The 19,161-nt window shown below is 64.2% G+C and carries 18 protein-coding genes; 12 read left to right on the forward strand and 6 right to left on the reverse strand.

Annotated elements, in window-relative coordinates; translation table 11 throughout:
• From A3E77_RS07790 to A3E77_RS07800, 3 genes are all read right to left on the reverse strand, one after another.
• Positions 1-1,170 carry an efflux RND transporter periplasmic adaptor subunit gene (locus A3E77_RS07790; protein WP_293644751.1) on the reverse strand — a complete coding sequence of 390 codons (1,170 nt, stop codon included), beginning with the start codon at positions 1,168-1,170 and terminating at the stop codon, positions 1-3.
• Between the two features lie 109 nt (positions 1,171-1,279).
• Positions 1,280-2,587 carry a TolC family protein gene (locus A3E77_RS07795; RefSeq protein WP_293644753.1) on the reverse strand — a complete coding sequence of 436 codons (1,308 nt, stop codon included), beginning with the start codon at positions 2,585-2,587 and terminating at the stop codon, positions 1,280-1,282.
• 65 nt (positions 2,588-2,652) lie between these two features.
• On the reverse strand, positions 2,653-3,006 hold the full coding sequence (locus A3E77_RS07800) for a hypothetical protein (RefSeq protein WP_293644755.1): 354 nt from the start codon (positions 3,004-3,006) through the stop codon (positions 2,653-2,655).
• Positions 3,007-3,459: 453 nt separating this feature from the next.
• On the opposite strand from A3E77_RS07800, the gene A3E77_RS07805 reads away from it, so the two are divergent.
• The 12 genes from A3E77_RS07805 (at position 3,460) to hutC (ending at position 14,772) form a co-directional block, all read left to right on the forward strand.
• Complete coding sequence (locus A3E77_RS07805; RefSeq protein ID WP_137865636.1) at positions 3,460-3,834, forward strand: DUF3703 domain-containing protein; 375 nt, start codon at positions 3,460-3,462, stop codon at positions 3,832-3,834.
• Positions 3,835-3,883: 49 nt separating this feature from the next.
• Positions 3,884-4,222: a hypothetical protein gene (locus A3E77_RS07810; RefSeq protein WP_058802268.1), complete on the forward strand. Its 339-nt coding sequence runs from the start codon at positions 3,884-3,886 to the stop codon at positions 4,220-4,222.
• A 65-nt stretch (positions 4,223-4,287) separates the two neighbouring features.
• Entirely contained in the window at positions 4,288-5,523 is a 1,236-nt protein-coding gene (locus A3E77_RS07815; RefSeq protein ID WP_293644757.1) for a TolC family protein, read from the forward strand.
• Positions 5,520-6,782 carry an efflux RND transporter periplasmic adaptor subunit gene (locus A3E77_RS07820; protein ID WP_293644759.1) on the forward strand — a complete coding sequence of 421 codons (1,263 nt, stop codon included), beginning with the start codon at positions 5,520-5,522 and terminating at the stop codon, positions 6,780-6,782. Before A3E77_RS07815 ends, A3E77_RS07820 begins: the two co-directional genes overlap by 4 nt.
• Positions 6,783-6,799: 17 nt before the next feature.
• The gene (locus A3E77_RS07825; protein WP_293644761.1) at positions 6,800-9,961 is read left to right on the forward strand and encodes an efflux RND transporter permease subunit; all 3,162 of its coding nucleotides are present in this window, start codon (positions 6,800-6,802) and stop codon (positions 9,959-9,961) included.
• A 117-nt stretch (positions 9,962-10,078) separates the two neighbouring features.
• Positions 10,079-10,675, forward strand: coding sequence for a cation transporter (locus A3E77_RS07830; protein WP_293644763.1), 597 nt, complete (start codon positions 10,079-10,081; stop codon positions 10,673-10,675).
• Between the two features lie 55 nt (positions 10,676-10,730).
• Entirely contained in the window at positions 10,731-11,060 is a 330-nt protein-coding gene (locus tag A3E77_RS07835; protein WP_293644765.1) for an ArsR/SmtB family transcription factor, read from the forward strand.
• Between the two features lie 30 nt (positions 11,061-11,090).
• Positions 11,091-11,612, forward strand: coding sequence for an arsenate reductase ArsC (locus tag A3E77_RS07840; RefSeq protein WP_293644767.1), 522 nt, complete (start codon positions 11,091-11,093; stop codon positions 11,610-11,612).
• Positions 11,609-12,040: an arsenate reductase (glutaredoxin) gene (gene arsC, locus A3E77_RS07845; RefSeq protein WP_293644769.1), complete on the forward strand. Its 432-nt coding sequence runs from the start codon at positions 11,609-11,611 to the stop codon at positions 12,038-12,040. Before A3E77_RS07840 ends, arsC begins: the two co-directional genes overlap by 4 nt.
• 9 nt (positions 12,041-12,049) lie before the next feature.
• Complete coding sequence (gene arsB, locus A3E77_RS07850; RefSeq protein ID WP_293644771.1) at positions 12,050-13,111, forward strand: ACR3 family arsenite efflux transporter; 1,062 nt, start codon at positions 12,050-12,052, stop codon at positions 13,109-13,111.
• 11 nt (positions 13,112-13,122) lie between these two features.
• Entirely contained in the window at positions 13,123-13,878 is a 756-nt protein-coding gene (arsH, locus tag A3E77_RS07855) for an arsenical resistance protein ArsH (RefSeq protein WP_293644773.1), read from the forward strand.
• A 57-nt stretch (positions 13,879-13,935) separates the two neighbouring features.
• On the forward strand, positions 13,936-14,772 hold the full coding sequence (gene hutC / locus A3E77_RS07860) for a histidine utilization repressor (RefSeq protein WP_293644775.1): 837 nt from the start codon (positions 13,936-13,938) through the stop codon (positions 14,770-14,772).
• 11 nt (positions 14,773-14,783) lie between these two features.
• Here the strand turns inward: hutC and A3E77_RS07865 are convergent, their stop codons facing one another.
• The 3 genes from A3E77_RS07865 to A3E77_RS07875 are packed head-to-tail and all read right to left on the reverse strand — an operon-like array spanning position 14,784 to position 18,936.
• Positions 14,784-15,518 (reverse strand): PepSY domain-containing protein, encoded by a 735-nt coding sequence (locus A3E77_RS07865; RefSeq protein WP_293644777.1) that lies wholly within the window; start codon positions 15,516-15,518, stop codon positions 14,784-14,786.
• The gene (locus tag A3E77_RS07870) at positions 15,515-16,219 is read right to left on the reverse strand and encodes a PepSY domain-containing protein (protein WP_293644779.1); all 705 of its coding nucleotides are present in this window, start codon (positions 16,217-16,219) and stop codon (positions 15,515-15,517) included. Before A3E77_RS07870 ends, A3E77_RS07865 begins: the two co-directional genes overlap by 4 nt.
• Before the next feature lie 11 nt (positions 16,220-16,230).
• The gene (locus A3E77_RS07875; RefSeq protein ID WP_293701572.1) at positions 16,231-18,936 is read right to left on the reverse strand and encodes a TonB-dependent receptor domain-containing protein; all 2,706 of its coding nucleotides are present in this window, start codon (positions 18,934-18,936) and stop codon (positions 16,231-16,233) included.
• Positions 18,937-19,161 lie beyond the last annotated feature (225 nt).

Raw genomic sequence — 19,161 nt, forward strand, 5'->3', positions numbered from 1 at the left:
CTATTCCTCCTCGCCCGCGCCCTTGCCGAGTTCGGCCTTGAGCAGGAAAGCGTTCTTGGTCGCGACGATCTGGCCGGGCTTCAGCCCCGAAAGGATTTCGACACGGCCCGCGCTACGCTGGCCGACAGTGACCTGCTGCGCGCGGAAGCCGTCCTTCGTGCGGACGAACACCACGTCGCGGCCTTCGAGCGTCTGGAGGGCTTCGTCGGCGATCACGATCCGGGCCGGCCCACCGGTTTCAGCGCCGCGGCTCGGAAGCAGCCGCACCCGGACCGCGAGGCCCGGCTGCAACGCCCCGGGCACATCGAGTACGGCGGTTGCCGAGCGCGTGTCGCCGGAAAGGCCGGGCGTTACGGCCCGCACGCGGGCATCGATCGTCCGACCGTCGGGAAGCTCGATGATCGCACGGTCTCCGGGCGAGAGCCGCTGCGCGTCGGCCGGGCCGACCGCGGCCTCGATCTGCACCTTGCTGGGATCGGCAACCCGGTACAATTCGGTTTCGGGCTGAACGAAGGCGCCAAGGCTGGCGTTCTCGGCCGTGATACGCCCAGAAATCGGGCTTGCCACGATGACGCTGCTGCCATCGCGCGTGACCTGCGCGGCGCTCGCCGCGGCACGCGCGCGCTGCGCTTCGGCCGCGGCGGCCGCGGCTTCGGCTTGCGCCTGCTCATAGTCGACGCGCGCCGACACCTTCTGGTCGAACAGGGTCTTCTCGCGGTGGAGATTTTTCTGCGCGAGCGTCGAGCGCGCATCGGCGGCAATCCGTTCGGCCGCAATCTGGGCGGCGTCGCGGCTTTGCACGATCGCGATCGTCTCACCGGCGCTGACCGGATCGCCGAGCCGCTTGAAGAGACGGGTGACCGCGCCGCCCGCGCGGGCGGTGACGATCGCCTCGCCGGTCGGCGCGGCGGTAACGGTCGCTTGCGAGATGATTTCCGAACCGAGTCCGCCAGCGCCGATCGTCTCGACGCCGATCTCGGCGGCCTTGATCGCTTCGGGCGTGATGGCGAGGCTGCTCGGAAGGGCTTCGCTCGCCGCTTCCTTTTCGCCTTCGGCAGCCGGTGCGGCCGCCGGGTCGGCGGTGCAGCGTGCAACGCCGAAGCCCGTGACGGCAGCGAGTATCATGGCGCCCGCGACAGTGCCGAGAAGACGCTTGTCCTTGGTGATCATATTCTATCTCCGCTGTTGATGCGGTTCGCGCGCCGACCGGCGGCGCACCCCTGTTGAGTTGGAAGGACGATGGCGAAGATGCCCCCGTCCACTGGAAGGCTCGGCGCGCTCATGGCTGATGATCCGCATCGCCGTCGGCGGCGGCCTGACGCGAGAGGATGGCGCGGGCTTCGGCCCGGGCCTGGCGCGCCGCGATCAGCTCGGCCTGCGTTGCCGCATAGGCCTGCTGCGCGTCGATATATTCGACGAGCGAGGACTTGCCGGCGCGGTAGCTGAGTTCGGCGAGCCGGACGCCCTCGCGCGCCTGCTCGATGCCGCTGCCCTCAAGCGCCGCGAGGCGGGCCTCTGCGGCTTCGAGTTCGGCCTGCGCATTGGCGATCTCCGCCTGAGCATTGACCACCGCATTCTCGCGCCGCGCAATGGCGGCGGCGACATCGGACTTGGCTGCCGAGATGTTGCCGCGGTTGCGATCGAAGACGGGGAGCGGCACGGAGACGTTGGCGATCAATGCGCGATCGCCGGTGTCGCGAAGCTGACGCACCCCGAAGCCGACCGACGGATCGAGCCGCCCATCGGCGCGCTGTCCCTGGAGCCGCGCTTCGGCAATCAGCTTCTCGGTTTCGGCCAAGCGAACGTCGAGCGTCGCGAGCGAGTCCACCGTCTCCGGTGCCACCCACATATCGCCTTCCATCAACTCGGCAGGCGGGACCGAGCTTCCGAGGAGCGCCGCGAGCGAACGCCGGGCGGTTCTTTCTTCGGCCTCGGCCGTGCGTAGCTCGGCGGTGGCCTGAACGAGAGCCGCATTGGCGCGGAACGCGCGGAGCGGCGGCTCGTTGCCGGTATCGACCATGGCCTGTGCCACGCGGACGAGTTCACGGGCCCGCGCTTCATTTTCGCGTGCGAGCGCGAGGCTATCGCGCGCCGCGAGAGCGGTCGCGAACTGGTTGCGGACATCGAGCGCAAGATCTGCGCGTGCAATCTCCAACCTGTACTTCGCGGCCAGAAACTCGGCGTCGGCGAGCGTCATGCGCGCCCGGCGCCGGCCCCCGATATCGACACGCTGGTTTACCGAGACGGTCGTTTCGAGACCGTTGAGGCCCGAATAGGGGCCGGTGCCTGCGAAATTCTCGACATCGACATTGAGCGTCGGATTGTAGCGATAGCCCGCCTGACGCTGGCGACCGCGCGCGGCCTCCACTTCGGCTTCGGCGGCAACCACGCGCGGCGAGCGCGCGTCGGCTTCCTCCATCGCCTGCGCGAGGGACAATCGAGCGGGAAGCGGGCCGGTACGCACGGCCTCGCCTGCGGAAGAAGGCGGTCCCACCAGCTCCGTCGCTGCCGACTGGGCAGCGGCGGGCGCGGAATTTGCGCTTGCAACGAGCGCCACGAGACTCGCGGCGACAACTATGGATTTCATGAAAAAGAGACTCCTGACGTTTCCAGGGAGAAGCGCACGCGAAGGGCGCGCGCAGACCTAGAGCGTCAGGCGATTGGAGGGCGGAACGTCCCGATATAGGCGACGGGCGGCAAGGCGGCCGTCAAGATGCGCGTATGCGCCTCAGGGGCAGGGGTTTCGGTCGCTGCCGACAGCGTTTCCGCCGGGACGCCCGAATGGTGACCATGGCAACCATGAGCGGCGGCAGGCACCTGCTGCTTTTCGCCGGGAGAGGATTTTTTCTTGTCGAATTCGGCGCTTTCGGTCGCCGGTGCGGAAACGCAGCCGGCTTCGATCGCCGCGACAAAAAGGCTCGCTTCGGCCCGATCCTCGGTCGCATGTGCGAGCGACCCCGCAACCGTTCCGGATGCAAGGAGAAGGGTCAGGAGGAAGAGGATCACCCGTCGCATTGAAACCGGCCCCTAGCATCGAAACGGCGCGGTGAAAAGTAGAAGATTTTCAATCAACTTCGGCGGCACTCTTCGAACCCCCGAACCGACTCCGTAATGTTATCTCATGGAGGTAAGGGAGCAGTGCATCTTGCCCCTCTATAGTTGCAGAAGCGTCTAAAGAAACAGGATATCCGCCGAACAATCGCGCGCTAAGCACAATAATTCTACGATTGTCTTTTGCTGTTATTTCTATCGCTTCGCTATTGGCTCCCGCCTCCTTTGTTCGTGACGACGTTCGAGCGATATGCTTCCCGTGAGACGAGGGCGTAAATCGGAAGCCGAGCGGCACAGCGTCCTGCCGGAACATCAGGGCTTGACCCTGTATCTACTACAGGGTGCAAAAGCCTGCCCTGGACAAAAAAAGGGAAGAACATGGTGCCGCCGACAGTAAATCCCGTGAGCATGGCCGTCATCGAGCCGCTGCTGCGCGATCAATATCGCCTGTTTTGCGAATCACGCCGAATCGGCGATGAAGCCGCTGCGTGGCAGGCGCTGGAATGGGAACATATATTGAGCCAGCCCTATATGGGCGCGCATCTCGCCTCCCACTGGCACATGTTTCGCTATGCGATCGAGCTCGGCGATGCCCGTGAAGCTGCCGGTCAGGCGATGCGGTTCCTGCTCGTCCCGCTCGGTTCGCTGACCGGCCGCCTCCCCGCAGGCAACAATGGCCGCGCGCGGGTGAGCGCCTTCGAGCCGATGCCAATGCCGAACGCCCTGGAAGCGCTGATCGAAACGGCCCGATCGAGGGAGAGCGGCGCTGCGCGAACCGATTGATCCGGTTTTGGACTTCCGGAACAGGTCATTCGCTGTTAGGGGCGCGACCATGTCCGGCGCTCCCCTTCGCCTGTTGCTTGTGTTCATCCTGCTGCTCAGCGGGCTCCACAATGCTGCGCCGGCGATGGCGGGCATGACGCACCATGCGACGGATTCGCATCTTTCGCACCATGTCGAGCCGGGCCATGCGTCGGACAAGGACACGCAAAAAGGTCAGCAGGACGCCGACCTCCACGGCAGTCACCATAATTGCCCGGTCGCATCCGATCAGGCCCTTTCGGGTCATGACGATCTGTCCTGTTTTTCCGGCGGCCTGCACTTTGCGCTGCCCGCGACGCGCCTCGCTTCGCGCGCGCTCGCACCTCCCCTGAACCCTCCCCTCGCCTGAACGACGCCTGCCGCGCGGCCCCTTTTCGGCCTGCGCTCAGTCGAACCGTTCAGGAGTGATCATTCATGCATATCCATATGCGCGCCGCCCTGTTGGCCGGGGCTGCGCTGCTGGCGGGGTCCGTTTGGGCCCAGCCGCTAACGCTCGACCAGGTGGTCGAGCGGGCCATCGCTGCATCGCCCGAGCTTAGAGCGGGCGAAGCGGGGGTCGACGCAGCGCGCGCCGACCAGCTGCAAGCCCGCGTCCGTCCCAATCCGACCGTGTCGGTCGACATGGACAATGGCGTCGGGACGGGCGGCTATGGCCTGTTCCGGCAATCGGAACTCACCGTCACCTATTCGCAGCCGCTCGAACGCGGCGGCAAGCGCGAGGCGCGGATGGCGCTTGCCGAGCGCGGTGTCGTTCTCGCCGAGGCGCAGTGGCGGCTCGTCCGGCTCGACATCGCCCAGGAAGTGCAGCGCGCCTATATCGACGTCCAGATCGCCGAGCAGATGGTCTGGATCGCAGAGGATCGCGTCAAACTCGAAAAGGAGATGCGGACCGAAGCGATCCGGCGCGTGCGCGGCTACAAGGATCCGCTCTTCGTCGAGACGCGCGCCGATGCCCGCATTCTCGAAGCCGAACTGGCGCTCAAGGAAGCCCAGGCGAAGCGGCAATCCGCACGCGCATTGCTCGCCTCCTTCTGGGGCGGCGCTCCTGACAGCCTCGTTATCGCCGAAGGGATCGAGAAACCCGACCCGCGCGATCCGCCGCTCGCCGAAGCCGACGCGGCGGTCTTCGACGCCGCCGTCGACCGGGCCCGCGCGCAGGTCGTCGTCGAGCAGAGCCGTGCGCACCAAGACTATACGGTCTCGGGCGGCACGCGCTATCTTCGCGAGACGAATGATGTCGCCGTTCTTGGCGGCATCTCGATCCCGCTCGGACGGTTCGACCGCAACCAGGGTAATATCGCCCGGGCGCAGGCCGAACGGCGGCAGCTCGAGTTCCAATCCGAAGCGAGCCGGCTCGAGCGGCTGCGGCGCCTCGCGTCGCTGCGCGCCGACGCCGACGCCGCACGCGTCCGGGCCGAGGGCATCATGAACGACGTCTATCCGAAGGCGGTGAAGACGCTCGGCCAGGTGCGCGAAGGCTATGCCCGCGGCGGGTTCCTGTTCGCCGACGTACAGGATGCCGCCGACGTCATCATCCAGATCCAGGGTCAGTGGGCCGAGGCCATGACGCGCTACCGCGATTTGCTCGCGGAGATCGATCGCCTGACCGGCCGCTTCGATGCGGCCCCCCTTGCGGAGAATATTCCATGAAGAAGTTTCCATTTCCTGCCGCGGCTGCGGCGCTGTTCCTTGCCGTGCCCCTCGCTGCCTGCGGCGGCGGAGCCGAGGGCGAAGACAAGCATGAAGAAGGCGAAAACCACGCCGAGGGCGAAGGCGAGGAAGATGCAAAAGGCCCGAACGGTGGCAAATTGCTCAAGAATGGCGATTTCGCGGTCGAGGTCATGATCTTCGAGAATGGCACCGAGCCGCAATTCCGCGTTTTCGCGACGCGGGACGGCAAGCCGGTCGACCCCAAGGATGTCCAGCTCGCCATCACCCTCACGCGGCTTGGCGGCGACGTCGATCGCTTCACCTTCCGCCCGCAGGGCAAATTCCTCGCAGGGCAAGGTGTCGTCACCGAACCGCACAGCTTCGACGTCGAGGTCGTCGCGGTGACGGGCGGCAAGCGGCACGTCTGGAAATATGCGAACCCCGAAGGACGCACGCGGATCGCGGCCGACGCCGCCAAGACCGGAGGCTTTGAAACCGCGGTCGTCGGACCGGCGACGGTGGGCGAGATGCGCGAACTCTACGGCACCGTCCAATTGTCTCCGACCGCCCGCTCCGAAATTCGCGGCCAATTCCCCGGCCGCGTCGTCTCGGTGACCAAGGCGGTGGGCGACAGCGTCCGCCGCGGAGAGCTTCTCGCGCGCATCGAGTCCAGCGAGAGCCTCCAGGTCTATCCGGTCTATGCGACGGTCGGCGGCGTGATCGCCGAGCGCAACGCCAACCCCGGCGACGTGACCGACGGGCGCGCACTCTATGTGGTCACCGACCCGGCGCAGACCACGGTCGTCTTCAACATCTTCCCCCGCGACCTCGCGATTATCCGTCCGGGCATGCGGGTGACGGTGGAGACGCAGGACGGCGCCGAAATCGCGACCGCGCCGCTCGGGCAGTTCCTGCCCGACGGCAATGTCGAGGCGGGCACTGCGCTTATCCGCGCGACCATCCCGAACCGCTCGGGAACGCTCCGCCCGGGCATGGCCTTGCGCGGCCGCGTGATGGTCAACCCCGTCACCGTGCCGCTCGCCGTGCGCACCGAGGCGATCCAGCCTTTCCGCGACTTCAAGGTGGTCTATGCCAATTTCGGGCAGGACTATGAGGTCCGGATGCTGAAGCTCGGCCGTTCGTCGCCCGAATGGACCGAGGTCCTGTCGGGCATCAAGCCCGGCACCGCCTATGTCACCAAGGGCAGTTTCCTCGTTCGCGCCGACATCGAAAAGTCCGGCGCGGGCCACGACCATTGATCGGGGAGCAGGATAACATGCTAGCCAGAACCATAGGCTTTTCGATCCGGCAACGATGGCTCGTCCTCGCAGTCGTCGCGCTCCTCTGCGCGATCGGCGCGTGGAGCGCGACCAAATTGCCCATCGACGCCGTTCCCGACATCACCAACGTCCAGGTCCAGATCAACACCAAGGCGGAAGGCTATTCGCCGCTCGAATCCGAGCAGCGCATCACCTATCCGATCGAGACCGCAATCGCGGGCATCCCGAACCTCAATTATACCAGATCGATCTCGCGTTATGGCCTCAGCCAGGTCACCGTCGTCTTCGAGGACGGGACCGACATCTATTTTGCGCGCCAGCAGGTCAACGAGCGGCTCCAAGCCGCGCGCGGCCAGCTTCCGCCCGGGATGGAGCCCGAAATGGGGCCGATCTCGACGGGCCTCGGCGAGATCTTCATGTTCTCGATTGAGGCCGAACCGGGCGCGCGAAAACCCGACGGCACGCCCTATACGGCGGAAGACCTCCGGACGATGTCCGACTGGGTCATCCGGCCGCAGATGCGCACGATTCCGGGGGTCGCCGAGATCAACACGATCGGCGGCTATGCCCGCCAATATCATGTGACCCCGAACCCGGCCTCGCTCGCCTCGCTCAATCTCTCGCTCAACGATGTCGTCACCGCTCTCGAGGCCAATAATGCCAACCGCGGCGCCGGCTATGTCGAGCGCAGCGGCGAGCAGATTCTGATCCGCGTTCCGGGTCAGGCCAACAATGAGCGCGACCTGTCGCAGATCATCGTCACCACTCGCGGCGGGGTTCCGATCCGGATCGCCGACGTCGCCGATGTCGCGATCGGTTCGGGGCTCCGCACAGGCGCCGCGACGGAAAATGGCAAGGAAGTCGTCCTTGCCACGGTCTCGATGCTGATCGGCGAGAATCCGCGCGTGGTGGCGCAGGCCTCGGCCGAACGTCTCGTCGAAGCCTCTCGTGCGTTGCCGAAGGGCGTCGTTGCCAAGCCGCTCTACGATCGCACCGCGCTCGTCGAGCGGACGATCTCGACGGTGCAGAAGAACTTGGCCGAAGGCGCGCTCCTCGTCATCGTGATCCTGTTCCTCCTGCTCGGCAATTTCCGGGCGGCGCTGATCACGGCGGCGGTCATTCCGGTCGCGATGCTGATGACGCTGACGGGCATGCTCCAGACGCGGACATCGGCGAACCTCATGAGCCTCGGGGCGCTCGACTTCGGCCTCATTGTCGACGGGGCCGTCATCATCGTCGAGAACTGCCTCCGCCGGCTCGGCGAGGCACAGCACAGGCTCGGACGCCTGCTCGATCGCGACGAACGCTTCGGTCTCGTCGCTTCGGCGAGTGCTGAGGTGATCAAGCCGAGCATCTTCGGCATCATCATCATCACCGCGGTCTATCTGCCGATCTTCGCGCTTGAGGGCGTCGAGGGCAAAACCTTCCATCCGATGGCGATCACCGTCGTCCTCGCGCTTACGGCCGCACTTCTGCTGTCGCTCACGCTGGTTCCGGCCGCGGTGGCGCTGTTCGTGACCGGCAAGGTCGAGGAGAAGGAAAATTGGCTGATGCGCGGTCTCGGCAAGGGCTATCGCCCGATGCTCGACCGCGTCCTCAATTGGCCGAAGGCTGCGCTCTCGGGCGCCCTGCTGCTCGTTGCGCTGAGCGGCGTGGCGGCGACCAGTCTCGGGTCCGAGTTCATCCCGGACCTCGACGAAGGCGACATCGCGATGCACGCGATGCGCATTCCGGGAACGAGCCTGACCCAGTCGATTGCCATGCAGGAGGCGCTGGAGAAGAGGATCAGGCAATTCCCCGAAGTCGAGCGGGTGTTCGCGAAGATCGGCACGCCCGAAGTCGCGACCGATCCGATGCCGCCGTCGGTCGCCGATAACTTCATCATGCTCAAGGATCGGAAGGAATGGCCCAATCCGAGAAAGACGCGCGACCAGCTCGTCGCCGAACTCAACAAGGCGGTGAACGAGGTGCCGGGGAACAATTATGAGTTCACCCAGCCGGTGAAGATGCGCATGAACGAGCTGATCGCCGGCGTTCGCGCCGACGTGGCGATCAAGCTGTTCGGCGACGATCTCGATCAGTTGCTCGAATCGGGGCAGGCGATCGAGGAAGTCGCGAGCGGAATTGCGGGCGCGCAGGACGTGAAGCTCGAACAGGTCACCGGCCTGCCGATGCTCTCGGTCACGCCCGACCGCGACAAGCTCGCGCGCTACGGCGTCAGCATGGAAACGGTGCAGGATGCGGTTTCGACCGCAACCGGCGGCCGTCAGGCGGGCGAGCTTTTCGAGGGCGACCGCCGCTTCGACGTCATCGTCCGGCTTCCCGAGGCCATTCGCACCGATCTCGCGTCGCTCGGCAATCTCCCCGTCGCACTTCCGGCCGGCGGCTTCGTGCCGCTTTCGGAGCTGGCGGAGATATCGCTCGCGGCGGGGCCGAACCAGATCAGCCGCGAAAATGGCAAGCGCCGCGCGGTGATCACGGCGAATGTTCGTGGGCGCGATCTGGGCTCGTTCATCGACGAGCTCACGGAAAAGGTCGAAGCTGAGGTCGTGCTGCCCGATGGCTATTACATCGAATATGGCGGGACGTTCGAGCAGCTTCAGTCCGCGACCGAACGGCTTCAGATCGTCGTGCCGCTCGTGCTGCTGCTGATCTTCGGGCTGCTGTTCATGCTGTTCGGTACGGTGCGCGATGCGGCGATCGTCTTCTCGGGCGTGCCTCTGGCGCTGACGGGAGGGGTTGCGGCGCTGGCGCTGCGCGACATTCCGCTCTCGATCTCGGCCGGCGTCGGGTTCATCGCGCTCTCGGGGGTCGCGGTGCTCAACGGCGTTGTGATGCTGTCGTTCATCAAGGATCTGCGCGAACGCGGAAAAGCGCTCGTCGAGGCGATCCGCGAAGGCGCTCTGACCCGCCTCAGACCGGTGATGATGACCGCGCTGGTGGCGTCGCTCGGGTTCGTACCGATGGCGCTCAATGTCGGGGCTGGGTCCGAGGTGCAGCGGCCGCTGGCGACTGTCGTCATCGGCGGGATCATCTCGTCGACGATCCTGACGCTCCTGGTGCTGCCTGCGCTCTACCTTCTGGTCCATCGACGGACTGCGAAGGCCGAAGAGGAAGAGTTGGCGCGTCCGAGAGGCGCGCCCAGTCCCGCAGGCTGAGCCCCTCCCGGTCAGCCGCCATTCCCCCCTGTCGGCGGCAACCGGGAGTGCTGACTGAGGCGGAACCCAAGCGGGTTCCGCCTCCTTTTAGGGATGGTGAGGATTGAGGAGCTTGCAATGAATGAAAAAGCATCCGGGAGCGAACGCGAAAAGCGAACGCTCCAGATCGTTCTCGTCCTGAACGCGGCTATCGCGATCGCCTTCCTCGTGACGGGTGGGCTCGGCGATTCGAGCGCGCTCATCGCCAATGGGCTCGACAATCTGTCCGACGCCGCGGTCTATGCCTTGAGCCTCGTTGCGCTCAGCCACGGCCTAAAATGGAAAGCCCGTGCTGCTACGGCATCGGGCGTCATGCTGCTGGTCTTCGCGGCCGGCGTCCTCTTCGATGTGGGACGCCGCTATTTCGAAGGCAGCGAACCGATCGGTCCGACGATGATGATCATGTCGGCGGTCGCTGCGGTGGTGAACTATGCTTGCCTGAAGCTCTTGCAACGCATTCAGGATCCGGACGTCAACCTCAGAGCCGCGACAACCTTCAGCTACAACGACTTCATCTCGAACGGCGGCATCCTGATCGCGGGTGTCCTTGTCTGGTGGCTCGGCACGAATTGGCCAGACCTTCTTGTTGGATTTGCGACCGCGCTGATCGCGATCAAGGGCGGGATCGAAATTCTTCGCGATGCTTGCGCCGAGACTAAAAAGTCGCCCGTCTAATCGGGTTTTCCCGATGTGATTTGACAGAATGAAACACATCGGATAATTCCGATGCATGAACGTTGACACCGCGCTTCCCGCTCTCGCCGCCCTCGCTCATCCGACGCGTCTCGAGGCCTTCCGTTTGCTCGTCCGGCATGAGCCGGAAGGCCTGTCGACCGGGGAGCTTGTTGACGCATCGGGTCTCACGCAGAGCACCTTCTCGACGCATCTCGCCGTGCTCGCCAAAGCCGGTCTCGTAAAGTCCGAGAAGCTTGGGCGGCAGCAAATACAGCGAGCCGACATCGACACGTTGCGCGGTCTGATGCTCTTCCTTGCGAAGGACTGTTGCCAGGGCCGCGCCGAACTTTGCGAACCACTTCTCGCCGAACTTTCCTGCTGCTGATCGACGCGACCCGCGGCGACGGAGATTTTCATGACTGACAAGATTTATGACGTGCTGTTCCTGTGCACCGGCAACAGCGCGCGCTCGATCCTCGCCGAGGCGTTGCTGAACCGCGATGGCGCGGGACGCTTTCGCGCCTTTAGCGCCGGCAGCGTCCCCAAGGGTGAGGTCCATCCGCAGGTGCGCGCGCTTCTCGGCGAACTCGGCTTCGAGACCGAGGGCCTTCGCTCGAAGAGCTGGGACGAGTTTTCCGCCCCCGGTGCCCCGGTCTTCGATTTCATCTTCACCGTCTGCGACAATGCCGCCAGCGAGACCTGCCCGATCTGGCCGGGCAAGCCGATGAATGCGCATTGGGGGATCGAGGATCCCGCCGCGGTGGAAGGCTCCGGCCAGCGTGAAGCGTTCGAACAAGCGCTCCATTATCTATCGAACCGCATTTCGCTCTTCCTCGCGCTGCCGCACGAGAGCATCGACGAGATGGCGATGGTGCGGAAACTGAAAGAAATCGGCCGCACCGAAGGCGCCACCGGCGGGCAGGAGGCGGACGCATGACCGCCGACATCGTCATCTACCATAACCCCGAATGCGGCACCTCGCACAACACGCTCGCGCTCATCCGCAATGCGGGGATCGAGCCGCATGTCGTCGAATATCTGAAGACGCCGCCGTCGCGCGCGCTACTCGAGCAGCTGATCGAACGCGCCGGCATCAGCCCGCGCGACCTGCTTCGCGAGAAGGGAACGCCCTACGCCGAATTGGGGCTCGGCGACGAAAGCCTTGGCGACGCCGCGCTCGTCGATGCGATGGTGGCGCATCCGATCCTCATCAACCGCCCGCTCGTTGTATCACCGCTCGGCGTGAAACTCTGCCGCCCCTCCGAGGTAGTGCTCGACATCCTTCCGGCCCGCCAGCTCGGTGCCTTCGCCAAGGAAGACGGCGAGCAGGTCGTCGATGCCGCCGGCAATCATATCCAAGCCTAGGAGATCGACGTGACTGCCGCAGCAAAGCGCGAACGCCTGTCGTTCCTCGACCGCTATCTGACGCTCTGGATATTCCTCGCCATGGGGCTCGGCGTGTTGCTGGGGTCGGTCTTCAAGGGGCTGCCTGCTGCGATCGACGCCTTGTCGGTTGGCACGACGAACGTCCCAATTGCGATCGGCCTCATTTTGATGATGTATCCGCCGCTCGCACGCGTGCGCTATGATGAGCTGCCGCGGGTATTCGAGGACAAGCGCGTTCTCGCGATTTCGCTGATCCAGAACTGGATCATCGGTCCCGTGTTGATGTTCGCACTCGCGGTCACCTTCCTGTCGGACAAGCCCGAATATATGACCGGCCTGATCCTGATCGGCCTCGCGCGCTGCATCGCGATGGTGATCGTCTGGAACCAGCTCGCAAAGGGCGACAATCAATATGTCGCGGCGCTCGTCGCCTTCAATTCGATCTTCCAGATCCTATTCTTCAGCCTCTACGCCTGGTTCTTTCTCACCGTGCTGCCGCCGCTGTTCGGCCTCGAAGGCAGCGTGATTGACGTCAGCTTCTGGACGATCGCCGAGGCCGTACTCATCTATCTCGGGATCCCGTTCCTGGCCGGATATCTCACTCGGCGATTTCTCGCACGCGCCAAGGGAGACGAGTGGTATGAAACGCGCTTCCTGCCGAAGATCGCGCCGATCACGCTCGTCGCGCTGCTCTTCACGATCGTCGCGATGTTCAGCCTCAAGGGTGGCGAGATCATCACCATTCCCGGCGATGTCATCCGGATTGCGATCCCGCTCACCATCTATTTCGTCGTGCAGTTCCTCATCAGCTTCTGGATGGGCAAGCTCATCGAGGCGGACTATCCGCGCACGACCGCGGTCGCCTTCACCGCGGCGGGCAATAATTTCGAACTCGCGATCGCTGTCGCCATCGCCGCCTTCGGCCTCGCTTCGCCGGTAGCCTTCGCAGCAGTCATCGGCCCGCTCGTCGAAGTGCCCGTCCTCATTCTCCTCGTCGGCGTTGCTTTCCGCCTCGGCCGCCGCTGGTTCCCCGCGACCGTTCCTTCATAAGTCTGAGTATCATGACAGAACAGACCCATAACCGCCTGCGCACGCTTACTGATCCCGACCATCTGCCGGCCCTCAGCGCCGAATATCTCCGCGCACAACCCGCGATCGGCCTCGGGCCGCTCGATCCCGCTCCGCGCATCCTGCTTCTCTACGGGAGCTTGCGCGAGCGCTCATATTCGCGGCTGGTCGTCGAGGAGACCGCGCGCCTGCTCCAGCTCTTCGGCTGCGAGACGCGCATCTTCGACCCGTCCGATCTGCCGCTGCCCGATCAGATTGCAGACGACGATCACCCGGCGGTCGAAGAGCTGCGCCAGCATTCCATCTGGTCCGAGGGTCAGGTCTGGTGCAGCCCCGAACGCCATGGCCAGATTACCGGCATCATGAAGGCGCAAGTCGACCATCTTCCACTCGCCTATAAGGGAATGCGTCCAACGCAGGGCCGCACGCTCGCCGTGATGCAGGTGTCGGCGGGATCGCAATCGTTCAACAGCGTCAACACGCTTCGCATTCTCGGTCGGTGGATGCGGATGATCACCATTCCCAACCAGTCGAGCGTCGCCAAAGCCTATCAGGAATTCGACGAATCAGGGCGCATGATCCCGTCGAGCTATTATGACCGCATCGTCGATGTCGCCGAGGAACTGGTGCGCTTCACCGTGCTCACGCGCGTCCATGCCGACCAGCTCGTCGATCGCTATTCGGAACGGAAGGATCGGAAAGAGCCGGTCATCACGCCCGCCGAGCTCGCCAAACTACCCGGAGCCTAGCCGCCTCGTTGCAAACCTTCCGCTATCCGGCGTCGCGCAATTTTTATTTCCGAACGCTTGGAAAAGACCGAGCCCAACCTGTATAGACGGGTTATGGATTTTCCCTCTCGCACCTCGGGCAACGGGTCCCGGCCTTCAAACCAGTCCACACCGGCGCGGCGCCCCAGCCCCGACGAGAAGGAGAACCAGCCTCCCCGCCGCTATGCCGCAATCAAGCAGAGCATCTGCGATGCCGTGCGCGACGGTCAACTGAAACCGGGCGATCGCGTGCCATCCGAGGCCGAACTCGTCGAGCAATTCGATGTCTCGCGGATGACCGCGAACCGGGCGCTTCGCGAGCTTCAGGCCGCGGGTGTCCTCGTCCGCCGGGCTGGCAGCGGTTCGTTCGTCGCGGAACCGAAGCCGATCGGCCAGATGATCGAAATCCGGAATATCGCCGAGGAAATCCGCGATCGTGGCCATGTCTATCGCGCACGCGTTGTCCAGAATGACGAGATACGGGCGAATGCGGAAACGGCCGCCCTTCTTCAGGTTCCGGTCGGCACGAAATTGTTCCACTCGATCATCGTTCATCACGAAGCCGAGTTCCCGATTCAGCTCGAGGAGCGTTTCGTGCTGGCGTCGGCCGCGCCCGACTACGGCGAGATCGACTTCACGCAAATGACGCCGAACGAATATCTGACGCGCACGGCACCGCTGGAGCGGGTCGAGCATCGCGTCCGCGCCGAAGTGCCCGACGCGCAGACTCACAGCATGCTGGGCCTGTCGGATGGCGAACCGGTGCTGCGGATGACCCGCCGGACCTGGAGCCACTCGCGGCTCGTCAGCCACGCATGGCTGACGCATCCGGGCTCGCGCTTCGAACTGTCGGCCGCCTTCTCGATCGGCGACTGACCGCGGGCACGTCAGGCCGTGCGGCGGGTCACGACGGGTTTGCGGCGGCGCCGCAGCCAGCGAAAATCGGCTTTGCTGAAGCTTTTGAAGAGCAGGTAGAAGCCGGTCCCTGACAGCCACAGCGCGCCGAAGGCGACGAAGATGATCAGCGGGTGATTGAAGCTCTTCCGGTTCACATAGTCCATATTGTGAAGCATCCAGAAGAAGTCCCAGGTCCGCCACGTGTCGCCGCGCATGACAATAAAACGCGCGGTGTCGAGCGAAACATAGGCGCTGCTGTTCTCCGCGTCCGCGAAATCGACGCGCCACATGGCACCCTCATGATCGCGCGATTCGAGGTTCGGCTTGGCGATCACGCTCACCTCCCGGATCGGCGCCTCGTTCATCATCGACGCGACTTCGCGCGCCATGGCTTCATCGACGCGAATAGTCTCGCCGCTCGTCGCATCGACGAGGCGGACGCCCTTCGCGGAGCGCACCTCATAGACCGGCCGGGTTCCGAGATCGCGGAGGATCACGCCGGTGACGGGCTCGCCGCGCGGCAAGGCCGCAACGTCGAAATATTCCCCCGCCGGCAGCGGATGCGCGTGCGACATGCCGCCGCCGTGGCCGCCGACCTTGTCCTTGTCGAGAAGGGCCATCACCGAGCCGCTGAGCGCCCAGAGCAGGAACTGGAGCCCGAGGATCAGGCCGACCCATTTGTGGATGCGCCGGAAGAAAAGCGGCGTCAGGCGGATCTTCTTCATGCCTTTTTCCTCTTGCGGCGCTGGAAGGACCAGATGAGCAGCCATGCGCCGGAGACGGCCATCGCAAAGGCGCTCCAGGTCGCGACGCGAAGCAGCGGATTGTTGACGTCCGTGCGCTCGTCATAGTCCATGATGTGAAGCATCCAGGCGAAGTCGAAGACACGCCACAGCGCGTGGCGCCGCGAGATCAGCTCGCCCGTCTGCGGCGACAGGTAGAGCGTCGGACGATTCCAGCCTTCGAACTCGACCTGCCAATAGGGCGGTTTGCGCGACTGCATTTCCTGTGGCGCTCCGGTCAACAGCCGCACCGACACGATCTTGCCGTCGCCCGTGTAGATGCGCCGCGCCTGCTCGCGAACCTGGGCCTCGGTAAGCATAGGCAGCGGCGCACCCGAGCGGGCATCGAACAGCCGCGCCCCTTCGGGAGTTTCAGCGCGCCAGACGGGTTGGTCGAAGAAACGCTGCAAGCGAACCTCGGACGCGCCGGGCGCGGCCGCAACGATCCGCGACGGCGGTGCTAGCGCCGACAGGTCGAAGGGCTGAGTCACCGGCGCGCGCACAAGATGGTCGCCATGGATGGTGTCGATGTGCACGACAACCATGTAGAAGCCCGTCAGCGTCCAGAGCAGCGCCTGGACGCCAACCACCAGGGCCAGCCATTTATGCGTTCGCCGGACGAGCAGCGGCCAACGGATCGCCATATCGATTACCCTCAGAACGCGGTGCGGAAGCCGACGTAGAAACGCCGTCCGAGCAGATCATAGGTCATCGTGTCGGTGTTCGCATCGGTGAAGCTCTGGATATAGGGCGCCTTGCGATCGAAAAGATTGTCGACACCGACCTGGAACCGGGTCTTCTCGTCGATCTCGAAAGCGACCTGGAGATTGTGGTAGAAGACGTTGGGCGTGCTGTAGCCGATGTCGCCCGGCGCCGCATTGAAGTCGGTCGCCTTGCCGATCCACTGGGTCGACCAGGTCGCGCTGACCCCGTCCTTTTCAGCGGTCAGCACGCCATAGCCGCGCCATTTCGGATAGCCGCCATTGCCGCCGCCGATAAAGCCGTCGAAGTCGATCGGCGCGCCGCCGGGGAAAGGCAGGACCACATATTTGTTGAGATAGGTCACGTTGACGTCGAGCGAGACGTTCACGCTGCCGATGTCATTGTTGTAAACGAGACCCAGATCGAGGCCGTTCATTTCTTCGCGGCCCGTGTTGATCGGTTGCGCGGAGAGGAAGGTAACCTCGCCGGTCAACGGGCTGCGGGTAAAATCTTCGCAGAAGGGATGCGAAAGATTCTGGCTCGCATAACAAATGCTGAGCTTTGTCGAGCCCGGAATAGCACGGATCGCATCCTTGATCTTGATGTCGAACCAGTCGGCAGTGAGCGAGAGTCCCGGAACCAGTCCCTTCGGTGAAATCACCGTCCCGACGGTCCAGGTCGTCGAGCTTTCGGGTTTCAGATTCTCGTTGCCGCCGACCGTTGTCAGGATCGTTGTACCGAGCTGAACATAATTGGCCGGCACGCCCGACGCCTGACAATTGGCGATCAGTGTCGCATTGCCGCTGGTCGAATAGCGCGAGCAGGGGTCGGTGGTCGTCAGATTGCCCTCGGAGACGCCGCCGAACAATTCGGGGACGTTCGGAATGCGAAAGCCGGTGCCGTAGGTGCCGCGCAGACGGAAGCTGTCGTTGATGACCCAGTCGACGCTCCCCTTGTAGTTCCAGTCGCTGCCGAACAGGTCGTAGTTCGAGTAGCGAACCGCGCCATCGAGAGTAAGCGACTGGAAGAAGGGTGTGTCGGCCAGAACGGGCACCGACAGTTCGAGATAGGCTTCCTTCGCCGTGCTCGTTCCGGAGATCGGATCCTGCTGGTTCGTGTTCGCGATACCAAGCACCGTCAGCGGGTCCGGATCGCGCCAACCCTTTTCCTTACGATAGACGACACCGGCCGCGAAGGAGACGGGTCCCGCGGGCAGCTTGAAGAGATCGCCGTTGATATCGGCCGTCACCGTCGCGAGCTCATTGCCACCGCGGTCGCGCGACGTGAACAGGATATAGTCGAGCACTTCGGGGGTCAGGTCGCCGAAACCCAGATAGTCGGCGCAGGGGATCGAAGCCCCCGCCGCGAGGCTGCACTTGGTCGTATCGAGGGAATTCGCCACTCGCTCAAGATTGGCGATGTTGGTGGAGCCGTCGACCGCGGTGTTGCGGCCGAACGCGCCGGCGATTTCCCATCCCCAATCGTTCGAGAGCTTGCCGCGGAGGCCAAACGTACCCTGCCAGGTATCGGTTTCCTGGAAGAATTGGCGCGGGCCGGGCTCGGCGAGGCGGCGCTGGATGAGGACGATATTCTGCCCCGTCGGATTGGTGGGATTGCTCGCCGCGATCGAGAGGTTGCGCAGCGTTCCGGGCGTCGCGATCTGGTTCGACTTGCGGAAGGTGTAAAGGAATTCGCCGAACGCCTCGATATTGTCAGTGATGTCATAGTCGGCGAAAAACGCCGTGCTCACGCGCTCGACCGGGCTCACCGCGTTGAGGAACGGGTTCGAGTTGAAGTTGTGCTTGGCAGCGCTGTACGGCTCGAAGAAGTTGCCGTTACCGCCCAGCACCTGATTGAAGTTGATCTGCTGGCCGTTCGGCAGCACCGCGCGGCCGCCGATCGTCGAGGCGCTGTTCACGCAGCTCAGCATGCCGGGCGTGGTTTCGGCAAGCGAGCAAGGCGCGCGCGTTGCCATATTGACCGCGCTCGTCTTCTGATAGGTGACCGCCGCCATGAAACCGCCGCGATCGTTGCGGACGCCCCACAGGAGGTCGGCGGTGAAGTCCGAGCCATCGCCCTTTTCGGTGATGCCTTGGCGCACGCTGAGGCCGAGGCCTTCATAGTCAGTGCGGGTCACGAGGTTGACCACGCCCGCCATCGCGTCGGCGCCATAGATCGCCGAGGCGCCGTCCTTGAGCACATCGGTGCGCGCGAGCGCCGCGACCGGGATCATGTTAAGATCGGGCGAGGAGTTCGCGCCGGTGCCGCCCGCGACGAGGCGGCGGCCGTTGAGCAGAACAAGCGTGCGCTTGATGCCGAGACCGCGCAGGTTCACCTGCGCCGTGCCATATCCATTGTTCGCCCAATAGGCGGAGGTCTGGTTGCCTGCGAAGCCGGCGTTGGCGGGAAGGCGCTGCAGCACCGTCTCGATATTGACGACGCCGGTGTTCTCGATCTGCTCGGCCGACACGACGGTCGCGGGGCCGACGCCCGCGAGATCCTGGCGACGAATGCGCGAGCCGGTCACGACGATGTCCGATCCGTTCGGAGCATCCTCCGCGGCGGGTGACTGCGTCGCAGCATCGCTCTGCGCGAGCGCTGGCGTTGCAAAGGTCGCGACCGCTGCGGCGCTGGCGAGCAAAATTGTCCTGGTCATCATAGCGAAACCCCCTGATGGTTGGCTGATTCCCCTCAGAGAGCATCAAATGTATATACAGGTCAATAGGAATTTATTGAATCATATCAATTGGTTATGAAGTAAATTCCGGGCGCACGATACTTACTAGATACGCACCCCAAAGCTCTACCCCTCATCAATTTTGAAATTTTTTCCGGCCTGAGCCTTTTCGCGCAAGGAGCCGGCGGGCCCCTCCCTCGGCTTGCT

Source organism: Sphingopyxis sp. RIFCSPHIGHO2_12_FULL_65_19 (assembly GCF_001830555.1).
In the GTDB taxonomy this organism is placed as follows: domain Bacteria; phylum Pseudomonadota; class Alphaproteobacteria; order Sphingomonadales; family Sphingomonadaceae; genus Sphingopyxis.